7 protein-coding genes and 1 tRNA gene are annotated in these 15,075 nt (G+C 42.1%); 6 read left to right on the top strand and 2 right to left on the bottom strand.

Annotated elements, in window-relative coordinates:
* Position 1 precedes the first annotated feature (1 nt).
* The 6 genes from ACE1EF_RS18345 to ACE1EF_RS18320 all read left to right on the top strand — a co-directional run bounded on the left by ACE1EF_RS18345 (position 2) and on the right by ACE1EF_RS18320 (position 13,429).
* Positions 2–3,892: a beta-L-arabinofuranosidase domain-containing protein gene (locus tag ACE1EF_RS18345; protein ID WP_375722157.1), complete on the top strand. Its 3,891-nt coding sequence runs from the start codon at positions 2–4 to the stop codon at positions 3,890–3,892.
* Between the two features lie 39 nt (positions 3,893–3,931).
* Positions 3,932–6,400 (top strand): glycoside hydrolase family 127 protein, encoded by a 2,469-nt coding sequence (locus ACE1EF_RS18340; RefSeq protein WP_375722156.1) that lies wholly within the window; start codon positions 3,932–3,934, stop codon positions 6,398–6,400.
* Positions 6,401–6,418: 18 nt separating this feature from the next.
* A complete protein-coding gene (locus ACE1EF_RS18335; RefSeq protein ID WP_375722155.1) occupies positions 6,419–8,422 on the top strand; it encodes a beta-L-arabinofuranosidase domain-containing protein in 2,004 nt (667 codons plus the stop codon).
* A 285-nt stretch (positions 8,423–8,707) separates the two neighbouring features.
* Positions 8,708–11,359, top strand: coding sequence for a glycoside hydrolase family 2 TIM barrel-domain containing protein (locus ACE1EF_RS18330; RefSeq protein WP_375722154.1), 2,652 nt, complete (start codon positions 8,708–8,710; stop codon positions 11,357–11,359).
* A 4-nt stretch (positions 11,360–11,363) separates the two neighbouring features.
* Positions 11,364–12,332 (top strand): family 43 glycosylhydrolase, encoded by a 969-nt coding sequence (locus tag ACE1EF_RS18325; protein ID WP_375722153.1) that lies wholly within the window; start codon positions 11,364–11,366, stop codon positions 12,330–12,332.
* Between the two features lie 20 nt (positions 12,333–12,352).
* Entirely contained in the window at positions 12,353–13,429 is a 1,077-nt protein-coding gene (locus ACE1EF_RS18320; RefSeq protein ID WP_375722152.1) for a cellulase family glycosylhydrolase, read from the top strand.
* Between the two features lie 878 nt (positions 13,430–14,307).
* Here the strand turns inward: ACE1EF_RS18320 and ACE1EF_RS18315 are convergent.
* Positions 14,308–14,391 (bottom strand) — tRNA-Leu (locus tag ACE1EF_RS18315).
* Positions 14,392–14,550: 159 nt separating this feature from the next.
* Positions 14,551–15,066, bottom strand: a complete 516-nt coding sequence (locus tag ACE1EF_RS18310) for an OmpH/Skp family outer membrane protein (RefSeq protein WP_375722151.1) — start codon at positions 15,064–15,066, stop codon at positions 14,551–14,553.
* Positions 15,067–15,075 lie beyond the last annotated feature (9 nt).

Raw genomic sequence — 15,075 nt, 5'->3', positions numbered from 1 at the left:
AATGAAGAAACGATTACTGTTTTTTACTGTATTAGGGATAATGATATCGGCGATATCAAGTGCAAGTACGGATACAATTTTCTACCAATTCTCAAATTCCGGTATTTCGTTTGAAGGCTTGTATGCTAATCCAACAAACGGATGTGCTGTTACAGGTGATTTTAATTCCGACAACAGGCCTGATATTCTGGTTATGGGACCAAACTATAATGATTTCAATACCAGTTTTATCACAATTCTTAGGAACACAGGCAATGGTTTTGAGAGAAATGTATTGTCGGCTTCAGGATTGAATAACGGGAGCATGGCTTATTTTAAAACCGGAGATAAAAAGTTTTTAATGGCATTTCAGGGTGGCTCAGGATATCCTGCCACCACAACAAATGCAAAGGCCTTTATTGCAGAAGTAAGTTTTGTTACAGCTTCCCGGACAAAATTTGTAAAACTTCAGGATCTTGACTACGGATTATATGATGGTGATATCATGTTTCTTGATATCAATAATGATGGGCACAATGATCTGGTACAATTTGGTGGACCTAAAAAAGTTTACACATATTTGAATGACGGTAATAACGCTTTTGCCTTAACTACAGAAGTCAGTGGACTAAAAGGAACAGTAAAGGGGAAAACAAAGACCGTGGATCTGAATAATGATGGTTTACTGGATATAGTTTCAATTGATGAACAGAACGGATTATATGTTTATATCAATAATGGTGATTTGAGTTTTAATGCCTCAAAAGTGGAATCGGTTTACAGCTTTAAATCAAAACCCCGATTTGAATTTGGAGATTTCAATAATGACCAGCATATTGATCTGGTCGCTTTTGATTACTCTTCCTTCACGGGAAGTTATGCTGTTGCTCTTTTCTTTTCTGATGGTGCTGGTCATTTTACAGAACAGGAAGCGAATGGTTTTATGGGCGTTGAGCAGGCCGCAGTTGCAGTAGCGGATATGAATCAGGATGGGAACCAGGATATTATATACGCCGGAGAAAACAATAAAGATAAACTATCTGAACCAAACGGAAGCATTACCAAAAAAGCCTATGTTCTTCTGGGTGACGGCGAGGGTGGTTTCATGCAGTACATTAAATCAACGCCGGAAGGATACAGTCCCGATATGTCATCACTGGCGCCTTTGAGCGGGGGACAATACATTGTAGACGATTTTAACGGAGATAATAAGCCGGATATCTTTGCTTTGGGAAATATTGGAAATGACTTTCCGGGTAAAGTGCCACGAAAAGCTGATTTATACATATCACAGAAGGTGGATTTTGGATCTCCTGTTGATCCGGCAATCGAAACCTTATGGAATTCGTACGATTATCAGGAAGTCCGGTTAACAAACAGCAGAATTAAACAGGCCCAGGATAAAGAAATAAGGTATCTGAAAACATTGGTTGTAAACAGGCTGTTTGCCAATACCCTGAAATATAATAAAGGCATCAATACGTATTCCAACTACGGAGGTTGGGAAGATGGCGGTTACGGCTGTTCATTTGCTCATTATCTGTCTGCGGTATCAATGGGTTATGCTGCAACCGGTGATAATGAATTACTTAACAGGGCTAATCAATGTGTTGATATCATTTCTGATGCTCAGGATGTCATGGGAGATGGATTCTTTTCATTTGCCGATGGTACCACATGGGCTTTTGATAAGACGGCTAAAGAAAAAAAAGTGTCCCTTGGTGGTTGGGATGAGAACGGGCACCCGTGGGATATTAACGGTGTTGGTATTTTCCTTTATGCACATCATAAAATATTTGCTGCCCTCAGAGATGCTTACTTGTACACATACAATGAAAAAGCGAGAATTGCCTTCTTAAAATTCAGCGACTGGCTCTTAATGTGGATGCAGAATTTTGATGAAGCCAATATGCAGAAAATACTTGAGGCGGAACATGGAGGATATGTTGAAACCCTTACGGATGCTTATGCATTAAGTGGCCATACCAAATACCTTGATGGTGCTTTGCGTTTTACCAGGCAAAATTTTGCCACAAGTATGAGTAATAACGTCGATGATCTTTCCGGTAGACATTCCAATTTTCATGTGCCTATGGCCCTGGGTTCTACCGTAAATTATTTATACAGTGGAAATGAAACAAGCAGAAAAACCGGGCACAACTTTTTTAATATGGTGCTGGATCACCATACCTTGTGTGACGGCGGTAACGGAAATAACGAACGATTTGGAATTCCGGACCAGCTGACCTACCGGCTTGGTACAAGAAGCAGCGAAACCTGCTCGTCGTACAATATGCTGAAGCTTGCAAAACGACTTTTTACACTTGAAGGGAAAGATGAATATCTTGATTACTACGAAAAAACACTCTACAACCATATTCTGGCCTGTTTATCTCCGGTGGAAGGCGAGGGGATAACTTACTATACAGGAATGTTACCGGGCCAGTTCAAAATGTACGATAACCTCTACAATAATTTCTGGTGTTGCGTTGGAACTGGTATGGAAAGTCATGTAAAATACGTTGATGCCATCTATTTTAAAAATGATGATGGCATACTGCTAAACCTGTTTATTCCTTCAACGCTCTCAGATTCAGAGTCAGGTTTAAAGCTGGAAATGAAAACAGATTTCCCGGCTTCTGATGAGATTAATATAACAATCAATGATGCCGGTTCTTTCAACAAATCATTTTTCATCCGCTATCCTTCATGGGCAGAAAAAGAGAGCATGAAGATTTTTATCAACGGTAACCAGGAGACCATATTGGCAGAACCGGGTGAAAAAATAACAATTTCCGGAAACTGGTCGTCCGGAGATGAAATAAGGATAGTATTGCCATGCAATTTTCATATGGAAGACTTACCGGATGATTACAATGTGTCTGCACTGTTTTATGGTCCGGTACTGCTGGCAGGAGACATGGGAGCAGTGGGGCAGACTGACGTAGGCTCCAGTGCTCCTCAACAGGATATTACAAATCCGAATCTACCGGATTATTTTCCGGAGTTAAACGGAAGAAGAGACAGTATAGGTTCATGGCTGAGAAAAACAGAAGGTAAGTTTGAATTTGAAACTTACGGACTGGAAAAAAACTATGTGTTAAAACCATTTTATGATACGCATCACAGACGATATACGCTTTACTGGAAAATAGCTGACAGCAGTGATGCGGAAATGGAAAAACTCATTATTCCGGATCGTGTGCTGACCGGTAATGCAGTTAGTGAAGCGAATCATAATGTACGTCACAGTGCTTCAGGGGCAGGTTATGGTGTGTTTCCGTTCTGGGGAAACTCCTACCACCGGTTTCGCGATGCACAGGCTGATGGTTTTATAGCTTATAAGCTTGACCTGCTTGATCCTGAATTGCATCCCGATACACAATATTACCTTCAGCTTACGTACTTTGGACAGGAACCGTCCGGTTACGGTAACTTTAGTATGTATGCCGATAATGTTGAGTTTGCACAACAGGGAAGTATTACCCGTCTTGCTCCACTGGATTTTGCAGTGCGGTATTATCCGATTCCCAAAAATCTCACAAACGGTAAAAAGGCTGTGGAGATAACTTTTAAGGGTGGACTTTTATCACTTTATGGTGTTAAGATAACGACTACTGACGATATTGTTAAAACAAAAACCGGAGACGATCCTCATACGGATTTGAATGAAACTTTTGAATCTTCTGCAAATCATATTATAACATGGTATGCAAAACAACAGCTGACCATAAAAAATGCAGAGGGATACAAGTTTCAGGTTATCGATGTCAATGGAAGGCAGATTCTGTCTGAAGTGGTTAAAAGCAGCTTTCATACCATAGATTTAAATCTTCGTTCCGGTGTTTATCTGGTCCGATGTACAAATGAGGACAATATTTATGTATCTAAGTTCATGGTTAATCTGAATTAGTAATCCTGGTAATACATACATGATAGAATGTTTTTTGTAATGGAAAGATTTAGTATCAATACAATCTATATTAAGCTAAGTGTTCTGGTGATGGCCATCATGCTAACGGTTCAGGCTGTGCATGCGAATGAACTTGATGACAAAGCTGTCGTTTTTCCGGCCAGGCCTAAGCTTTGGCAAACCTTTGCTTTGTCAGATGTTCGCCTGCTTCCGGAAAGTCCATTTTTTACTGCAATGAAAATCTCGCAGCAGTATTTGCTCGATGCAGATGTTGACCTTATGCTTAACCGCCAGCGCAGACAGGCAGGCCTTGAAAAGAAAGGACCATATCCGGGATCTAATCAACCGGAAGGAACGCGTCCAGCCTACTGGGAGCATTATCTGTCCGGCATTTCGCTCATGTATGCACAGACGGGTGATGCACGCTTTTTAGAGCGTGTCACTTATATGATTGATGTAATTGATCAGTGCCACGAGAAAATGCATGACGAAAATAAGGATCTCCGCCCCTGGAGGACGAAGGCTTTCAATACTGTATTGAGTGGGAAACTTACACTGGATGCTCCGGATGAACTGGGCTATCCATGGGGAGGAACGTCAGGGAATTTCTGGTATGGCACACACAAGGAACTGGCCGCTTTCCGGGATGCTTATCTCTATACCGGAAATGAAAAAGCGCTGAAACTATACAGAGAAGAGGCAGACGAAATTGCAGATTTTGTATTAAAGGCCAACCCGGATTTGTTTGATGGGATGCTTGATCTGGAGCATGGAGGAATGAATGAAGTATTTGCCGACCTGTACGCCCTTACCGGAGAAAGACGTTATATGGATGTTTCCATGAAATTTAATCATCAAAAGGTAGTACTGAATATTGCCAATGGGAAGGATATCCTTTATGGCCGGCATGCTAATGCACAGATACCGATATTTGTTGGCACAGCAAGGCAGTACCAGTTAACCGGTGATGAGGTTAGCCGCAAAGCTACTGAAAATTTTCTCGATATGGTCTATCGCGATCATACCACCAGCATTGGTGGAAACAGCTGTTACGAAAGGTTTGGGCGACCGGGAGAGATTACAGAACGTCTGGGATTTACCTCCTGCGAAACCTGCAATTCGTACAACATGCTGAAAGTATCGCTGAATTATTTTGAGTCCACGGGTGATTTGCGTTACATGGATTACTTCGAACGGACCCTTTACAATCATATTCTGGCATCACAGGACCCTGAAAGCGGTGGCGTAACGTATTACACCGCATTGAAGCCGGGTTCTTTTAAATCGTACAGCAATGGTTTCGATCTGGAAGGGATCTGGTGCTGTGTCGGAACGGGGATGGAGAATCATTCCAAATACGGGGAGGCTATATTTTTACATAATAACAGGGATTTGTACGTGAACCTGTTTATCCCGTCTCAACTGAACTGGGAAGAAAAAGGGTTGAAATGTACCATGGAAACAGCTTTCCCTGAAGATGATATCATAACAATTAAGATAGATGAGAACCAATCTTTTCATCACCAGGTTTATCTCCGTTATCCTGCCTGGTCAAAACGCTTACCCAAAATCCGGATCAATAATGAACCGGTAGCATTTGAAGCCGTGCAGGGTAGCTATATCCGCCTGACACACAATTGGAAAGCAGATGATGTAATCAAGATTGAGATGCCCATGGATCTGTATCTTGAAAATTCCAACGATGACCCGTATCTGAGCAGCATATTTTATGGCCCGCTTGTTTTAGCCGGTGAACTTGGAAAAGATAAAATGCCGGGAAGCGATTTGGTCAGCAGGGCATTGCATTATAACGACTGGATCACAGAAACAGCAGATATCCCGGTGTTTGTAGCCGATAAAATTGATTTAACGAACTGGATTAAACAGGATAAAAGGGATCCGTTAAAATTTATAACCCATAATGCAGGTCAATTAAATGGTGGCTCCAAAGAGATAAGCCTTATCCCATATTACAAAATGCACCATCAGCGCTATTCTGTATATTGGAAAATCTATTCTTCTGATGAAATGACTTTCCGCAAAAAGGTGGTTCAGGATGAGGTGAACCCGTCATCGGAAAATGATGAAAAATCACACAACCTTAAGGGCGAGAGAATGATAAGGTCAGCAATTAAAGATGACCGTCATTTCTGGGAAAACAATCGCATTGGCCGCTATGCTGAAGAAGATGGCTGGTTCTCCTATGATCTGAAAATCAATCCCGGATTCACCCCAAATTATCTTGTTGTTACTTACTGGGGAGGTGCATCCCGGAACCAGGCCGTTGAACTGTACGTTAACAATAAGCCTGTTAAAACGGAGAACCTTTATGAAAGGTGGCCTTTAACATATTATGAAGAAGTTTATGAACTTAGCCCTGAAATGACCGGGGTAAAGGATAAAGTAACTGTGAAGTTTAAGGCTCCTGAGGGGATGAAGACCGGCCATATTTTTGGTGTAAAGGTGACTGCCGACCCGGATAAATTTCCTGACTATCTTTTTTACTAACCATTTGCAGACAAAAAAATGAAGAAGTTTATACTGATAATTTTTGTTGTTGTTTTCCTGTTTCCAATTACAAATGCTAAGGATAGGCGCAACACCCTTTATATTACAAATCAGGCACCTTTGGTGGCACAGCCTTACACATCTTTGCCCCTTGGTGCAATAAGGCCACAGGGAATGCTTTTGAAAATGCTGGAACTTCAGCGTGATGGTCTGACTGGTCATCTGGACAGTATTTACAGCGTGGTTTGTGGTCCGGATAACGGATGGCTTGGTGGAACCGGGGATGGTTGGGAGCGTGGACCTTACTGGCTGGATGGCCTTGTACCACTGGCGTATATTCTGGATGATGATGATTTAAAAGCCAAAGCACAGAAATGGATCGAATGGAGCATTGAGAATCAGCAGGATGATGGCTATTTCGGTCCTCGTCCGCTCCCTGAAGGATATGAACACATTCCGGGAACACAACAGGGAATGCGCGAGGACTGGTGGCCTAAAATGGTGATGCTTAAGGTGCTCCAGCAATATTATATGGCAACGGGTGACAAACGCGTCATCACATTGATGACCAACTATTTTCGTTACCAGTTGAAAATGCTTCCGGAAAATGAACTGGGTTATGTCACATTCTGGGCTAATCGCCGTGGAGGTGATAATCTGGCCGTTGTTCACTGGTTATATAATATCACAGGTGATAAATTCCTGCTTGAACTGGCTGACATTATTCATCAGCAAACGTTTGACTGGACAACAGTGTATTCGGATAATACTATTCGCCGTCTAAATCCGGTTCCCGATTTACATTGTGTTAATGTGGCTCAGGGATTAAAGGAACCGGTCATGTTTTACCAGCAGCATCCCGAGCAAAAATACCTTGATGCGGTAAAATCCGGTTTATCGGCTCTGCAGGATAGTCATGGGTTTGTTAACGGCATGTATGGCGGAGACGAACGATTGCACGGAAACGACCCGACACAGGGATCTGAACTTTGTTCTGCAGTGGAAATGATGTTTAGTTTTGAAAACATTCTCCCTGTTACAGGTGATGTGCATTATGCCGATTACCTTGAAAAAATTGCATATAATGTGTTGCCTTCTCAAAGCACAGATGATTACATGCGGAAGCAGTATTTTCAGCAGGCCAATCAGATTTGTGTGACTGATGAGGATAGGAATTTCTTTAATGACGGGAACGGCAGAATTGTATTTGGTACAACCAGCGGATATCCTTGCTGTCTCACAAATATGCACCAGGGATGGCCTAAGTTTGTACAGAATCTGTGGTACGCTACAGCTGAAAACGGACTGGCAGCCCTCGTTTACGGACCCTCTGAAGTGACTGCTAAAGTCGGGGATGGGCAGGAGGTAACTATTACCGAATCAACAGCATATCCGTTTAAAGAGGATATCAGGTTTACCCTAAAAACTTCAGGGAAAGTTGAATTTCCTTTTCATCTGCGCATTCCTGAGTGGTGTCAGCAGGCTGAAGTGAAACTGAACGGAGCATTAATTGATACTAAATCAATTCATAATATAATCATTATAAACAGGGAATGGTCTTCCGGGGACGAAGTGGTACTTAAACTCAATATGGACTTTCGTATTAGCAACTGGTATGAAAATTCAGTGGGTATTGAGCGCGGACCACTGGTTTATGCACTTCGGATAGATGAAGAATGGAAAGAACTGGAGAAAGAAGGCTATGATGATACATTCTGGGAAGTTTTGCCAAAATCGCCATGGAACTTTGCACTGGTTAAAGATGAAATTTATGGTAAAAAATTAAAAGCTGAAGTGTCTGACGAGATTTCCTCCAATCCCTGGAACCTCGAAAATGCACCGATTATGGTGAAAACAAAAGGGAAACGATTGCCCATGTGGACCATGGAGAGGGCTTCGGCAGGGAAAATTCCATCCCCTTCAAGCCCGGCAAGAAAGACCGGAGAGAAGGAAGAAGATATTGTTCTGGTTCCTTATGGTTGTACAACACTGCGAATTTCAGAATTTCCGGTATGTGATTAACGTAGCGTTACAGAGTGGAAATTTTCGGTATTAGTATTCAATTCGTACAGGTTTAAATGATCGGGACAAGGTCAGGTTCATGTTGCAGCTAAAAGTTTAAAGTGTATTTTGTAATAGAAACTGCATATAATGTTAAATTTAAATCCTTCAAAAGGTTAGGAAGCATATTTAAATTCAAGCATAGTGAAAATACGATGATGCAAATAACGATTAGTAAGACATTAGAGGGTTTATTAGTCTTCCGGCGTTTTAAGCATCAAAACAATATGATCTAAAAATATTATAATGACTAAGATTAAAATATTGATAGCCGGCATCTTATTCGTTTTGACAACTGTTACTGCTTTCGCAGCAAGCGACAGAACTATAAACAGCAACTGGCTTTTTTTCAAGGGAGAACGGGATGAAATAAAAGTAAATGCAACAACTGAATGGGAAACCATAAATCTGCCTCACTCTTTTAACAGCGAAGATATTTACGACGACGAAAAAGGATATTATCGTGGTGAAGCGTGGTACCGGAAAGAGTTGTATATTCCTTCGGGGGATTCGTATTATTTCCTCCATTTTGAGGGGGTTAACCAGGAAGCAGAGGTTTATATAAATAATCAATTTGCCGCCAGACATGAAGGTGGTTACACGGCGTTTACGGTTCCCATTTCATCACTTGTAAAGGAGGATAGCATTAATAGTGTTACGGTAAAAGTGAATAACCGGTTCAACAAAGATATTCCAACTTTAGGTGCTGATTTTAGTTTCATGGGAGGCATTTATCGCGATGTGCATTTGATCGCTACATCAGCAGTTCATTTTGATCTGGTTCAGAATAGTACTTCAGGAATATATGTCAGAACACCAGCCGTTACAAAGGAACAGGCTCAGGTGAACGTTGAGGCTCTGCTGAAAAATGAAACAACTCAAACTCAAAAAATGACTCTGGATGTAGTCATTAAAGATCACAACGGAGTTGTGGTAAGCAGCTTTCAGCAAAGTATAAAATTAAAGGCTGGAGAAAGCAGAAGTGTTATGATGGATATGCCGGAGGTTAACGATCCCAGACTATGGTCTGTTGATGATCCTTACCTCTACAGGGTAGAATGCTCCTTAAAAACCAGGAAGAATGAGGTTGTAGATATGGCTTCCTCTCCGCTTGGATTGCGCTGGTATAAGTTTGATGCAGAAAAAGGATTTTTCCTCAACGGCGAACACTGTAAACTGATTGGGGTCAACCGGCATCAGGATTTTAAAGATCTTGCCAATGCCTTGCCGGATAAACTGCATGAAAACGATGTACGATTGTTAAAGGAAATGGGTGGTAATTTTTTACGTGTAGCGCATTATCCTCAGGATCCCAGGGTGCTGGAGACCTGTGATAAACTCGGAATTGTGGCATCGGTTGAAATCCCTGTCGTAAATTACATCACGGAATCAGAAGCATTTTACAACAACTGTAAAACCATGATGAAAGAGATGATACATCAGAGTTACAACCATCCATCTGTTATCATCTGGGCCTACATGAACGAAGTATTTATTCACGATCTTTACCGGGATCAGCCGGAGAGAAGAAAGGTGTATATTAAAAACCTGCACCATCTGGCATCTCAACTGGACTCCATTTCCAGGGCCATGGATAAGGAGCGCTACACCATGATTCCGTTTCACGGCGATTTTAATAAATACCATGACAACGGATTTACTGATATTCCGATGATTGCGGGCTGGAATCTATATCCGGGTTGGTATGGGAATAATATTCATGGATTTGAGGATTTTCTGGAGAGACATCACCGGGTTTTGCCTGATATGCCCATGATAATTACCGAATACGGTGCCGGAGCTGATCCGAGACTGCGTTCATCAGAACCGGAACGTTTTGACTTTACCCTGGAATATCAGCAGTATTATCATCAGCATTATTTACAGGAAATATTGAAACGTGATTATGTTGCCGGATCAAATGTCTGGAATCTGGCCGATTTTAGTTCCGAATTTCGTATCGATGCGGTACCGCACATTAACAATAAAGGTTTGGTCAGCTATGATCGCCGTCCCAAGGACAGCTATTATTTTTATCAGGCGGCACTTCTAAAAGAACCGTTTATTGCCATAGGCTCCGGGATAAGTCTCTACCGGTCGGGACTTGCAGATGAAAACAGCAATAGTGTTTCTACACAAAAAATAAATGTGTTTAGTAATCAGCCAGAGGTGGAATTGATGCATAATGGAATTTCACTTGGCGTAAAGAAGGTTAAGGACTACAAGGCCAGCTGGGATGTACCGTTTATACAGGGTAATAATCAGCTTGAGGCGGTAACACCGGATATTTTTAAAGACGGTCAGGTAGTTAACTTCACAATTCAGCCCCGACAAACTGCCGGTTTTGACGTTGATCAGGTGTTAAGAGTATCTTTCGGCGATAAACGCGAATTCTGGGATGATCTTACCAACGCCGTTTGGATTCCCTCGAAGAAATATGTTAAGGGAAGTTGGGGTAGTATTGGTGGAAAAACTTACGAACCGGACTATGGAAAGAGTTATGGTAGTGACTGGGCTATATCAGGGACAGAAAACGATCCGATTTATCAGACGCAGATTACTAATGTGGAGGAATTTAAAGCCGATGTTCCTGCAGGGGAATATGAAATCACCCTGCTGTTTGCAGAGTTAACATCGTCAGAAGACCGCAAGGCCATGGCTTATGAAATTGATATGGATGATAAGAAAGATGAAAACGCAGGACAGCGTATATTTAATGTGTATGTAAACGATATGCTGGTGCTTGAGAATCTGAACCTGGCAGAGCAGTATGGAACAGCCACCGCAGTTGATTTTAAAATGCCGGTAATGGTTCAGAAAGAAGGTATAACAGTTCGGTTTGATCCCGTTAAAGGACAGGCGGTGTTGAATGCCATTGAGATCAGAAGAAAGTATTAGGACTATGAAAACATTTTTGGCAATACTGTTGATAAGTTGTTCGGTTCAAACGGTTTTTTCTCAGCCGGAAATGCATTATGGTGATGATTCCAGGCTGGGTGTTCCGTTTTCCAAGGATCCGCATGTCATAAAATTTCAGGGACGATACCTCATGTACACCAGTGCTCCCGGAGTTACATCCGGGTCGGAAATGAAAGGTTGGGGAATAGGTGTTGCTGAAAGTAATAATTTGATCGACTGGGTTAAGCTAGGGGAGATTGATCCGGTAGGTACATTGGAGCAAAAAGGAATTTGCGCACCCTGTGCATTGGTGGTGAATGATACGGTTCATCTCTTTTATCAGACCTATGGAAACTGGAAAGAGGATGCAATCTGCCATGCCTGGTCAACGGATGGACTGCATTTTACGCGCAATGAAACGAATCCTGTTTTCCGACCGACAGGAGAATGGAACTGTGGCAGGGCCATTGATGCGGAAGTATACCGGTTTAATAACCGGTATTATCTCTATTTTGCAACCCGCGATCCATCCATGAAAACACAGTTTATGGGCGTGGCTACATCTCCGTTAAACGGCCGGTTTAAAAGGGAAACCTGGTCTCAGCAGTGTGCTCAGCCAATATTAAAACCGGAATATCCGTGGGAAGGATTTTGTACCGAAGGAGCCTCGGTTATACAAAAAGGAGACGATCTGTACATGTTTTACGCCGGGGCATATAATAATCAACCTCAGCAAATTGGTGTAGCACGGAGCAGGGACGGTTTTAAATGGGAGAAACTCTCCAGTAAACCATTTCTTTGTAACGGCGATCCCGGCTCATGGAATTCAAGTGAATCAGGGCATCCACATATTTTTGAAGACGTGGATGGTAAAACTTATCTTTTTTACCAGGGAAATAACGACAGCGGTAAAACATGGTTCATTTCTTATGTTCCTGTATTCTGGCGTAACAATAAACCATACATTAAATAACAAACCATAATAATAGAGACATGAAGAATGTATTAATCATTGCAGTATTGGGATTGTTTCTGGCAAGCTGCGCAAATGATAAAACAGTTGTATCGATTGCAAAAGGTGAGCGATGGAGTGAACAAAAGGCAAAGGAATGGTATGCAGAACAGGGTTGGCTGAGGGGCTGTAACTTTCAACCCAGTACGGCCATTAACCAATTGGAGATGTTTCAGGCGGAAACATTTGATCCTGAAACGATGGATCGTGAATTAGGCTGGGCCGCTTCCATTGGCATGAACCTGATGCGTGTTTACCTTCACCATGCTGCATGGGGAGCCGATCAGGAGGGTTTTAAAAATCGTTTGAATGAATACCTCAGTATTGCCGATAAGCATGGCATAAAAACTCTGTTTGTAATCTTCGACGATGTATGGAACCCGGAGTATTCAGTAGGTAAACAACCTGTACCTGTAATTGGAACACATAACTCAGGTTGGGTACAGGACCCCGGTGCAATCATTCATCGTGATCCATCCATTTTAATTGCGCTGGAAGCCTACGTAAAAGATATTCTTGGTACATATAAGGATGATAAAAGGGTGCTGGCCTGGGATTTGTACAACGAACCGGGTAACAGTGGTTGGGGCAACCGATCTATGAATCTTCTGGAGAAAGTTTTTGAATGGGGACGTGAAGTCAATCCATCGCAGCCCTTAACAGCCGGCGTATGGCTCTATAGCTTAAAGGAGCTGAATAAGTTTCAGGTTGAGCACAGTGATATTATAACCTACCATAACTACGAAACTATGGACAAGCATCAGGCCGCGATTGATACGCTTAAAACTTATGGCAGACCATTGATATGCACAGAATATATGGCACGTACCAATGGAAGCAATTTTATTGATGTGATGCCTGAATTAAAAGAGCAGAATATTGGTGCTATTAACTGGGGATTAGTGTCCGGAAAAACAAATACAATCTATGCGTGGAACACGCCGGTTCCCGATGGCAGTGAACCTGAGGTATGGTTTCATGATATATTCCGGAAGGATGGTTCCGTGTATAGTCAGCAGGAGATTGATTTAATAAAAAGTTTAACAGAGGTGAAGTAAGGATAAATGAACTAACAGGCTTGCAAGACATATTCCCTGTTTTATTTTATAGAATCTGAATTGCAGCTATTGTCGTAGAGACGCGATTCATCGCGTCTCTACGATTGCCTTTATGATTCTCCTTTTCAAGTATCCACATAAAAAAAGCCCCCACTAATGTGAGAGCTTATTTGTCACCGGGACAGAACTTCCCGACGTCACTCCGTTCATCGGGATTTCGCTACGCTTCACTTCTCGTCCTGTTCAAGTATCCACATAAAAAAAGCCCTCACAAATGTGAGAGCTTCTTAGTGCCTGGAAAAGGACTTCCCGACGTCACTCCGTTCATCGGGATTCCGCTACGCTTCACTTCTCGTCCTGTTCAGTATGTACATAAAAAAGCCCCCACTAATGTGAGAGCTTCTTTGTGCCCGGAACAGGACTTCCTGACGTCACTCCGTCCATCGGGATTCCGCTACGCTTCACTTCTCGTCCTGTCCAAGTATACACATAAAAAAAGCCCCCACTAATGTGAGAGCTTCTTTGTGCCCGGAACAGAACTTCCCGACGTCACTCCGTTCATCGGGATTTCGCTACGCTTCACTTCTCGTCCTGTTCAAGTATCCACATAAAAAAAGCCCTCACAAATGTGAGAGCTTCTTAGTGCCTGGAAAAGGACTTCCCGACGTCACTCCGTTCATCGGGATTCCGCTACGCTTCACTTCTCGTCCTGTTCAAGTATCCACATAAAAAAAGCCCCCACTAATGTGAGAGCTTCTTGTCACCGGAACAGGACTTCCCGACGTCACTCCGTTCATCGGGATTCCGCTACGCTTCACTTCTCGTCCTGTTCAAGTATCCACATAAAAAAAGCCCCCACTAATGTGAGAGCTTCTTTGTGCCCAGAACAGGACTCGAACCTGCACGTCCTTGCGAACACTAGTCCCTGAAACTAGCGCGTCTACCGATTTCGCCATCTGGGCATTTATATTTTCTTTCCGGCGTGTCTACCTCCCGATACTTCGGGGCGCCATCCGGGCTTTTAGTTAAAATCTGACGACTCAGATTTTCTTAAATGCGGATGCAAATGTAATAAAAAAGGTGCTTTAAAAAAGCACCTTTGCATATTTTTTCATTAAAATTTACTGCACTACACCAAGTTTCTTTTTCACAAGAGGTGTAACATCTACACTTTGTGTAGAATGATAAAGAACTGTTCTGTTTGATAAATCGAAAATGTAAGTAAAACCGTTTTCTTTTCCAACTTCATCAATGGCTTTCTGCACTTTATCAATAATTGGTTTAATCAAATCTGCTTCTTTCTGCTGAAGGTCCTGCATAGCTACCTGGTTAAAGGTTGTAATCTGTTGCTGAAGTTGTTGCAGCTCCTTTTCCTTTGTGGCTTTTATCAGATCAGTATAAGTATCTCTTTTTGCAAGATAGTCTTCATATTTATTGTTCAGCTCATCTTCCATGGATTTCTGCTGTTCTTCCAGTTTCGAGGCGTATGCTTCAATCTCAGTCTGTGCTGCATTTCTGTCCGGTAGCTGAGCAAGCAGTTCCTGAGAGTTTATATGTCCGAATTTAAAATCCTGAGCAAAAGCTGTAGTGGATAATAATATGGTTAAAGCAAATAAGATTGAAGTCAATCGTTTCATATGATTCTT

The sequence above is a fragment of the Quyinboa sediminis genome (genome assembly GCF_042219855.1).
Classification (GTDB): Bacteria; Bacteroidota; Bacteroidia; order Bacteroidales; family UBA5342; genus JBHJHP01.
Note: the sequence above shows the minus strand (reverse complement) of the source record. Positions and strands in the feature narration are given on the sequence as shown.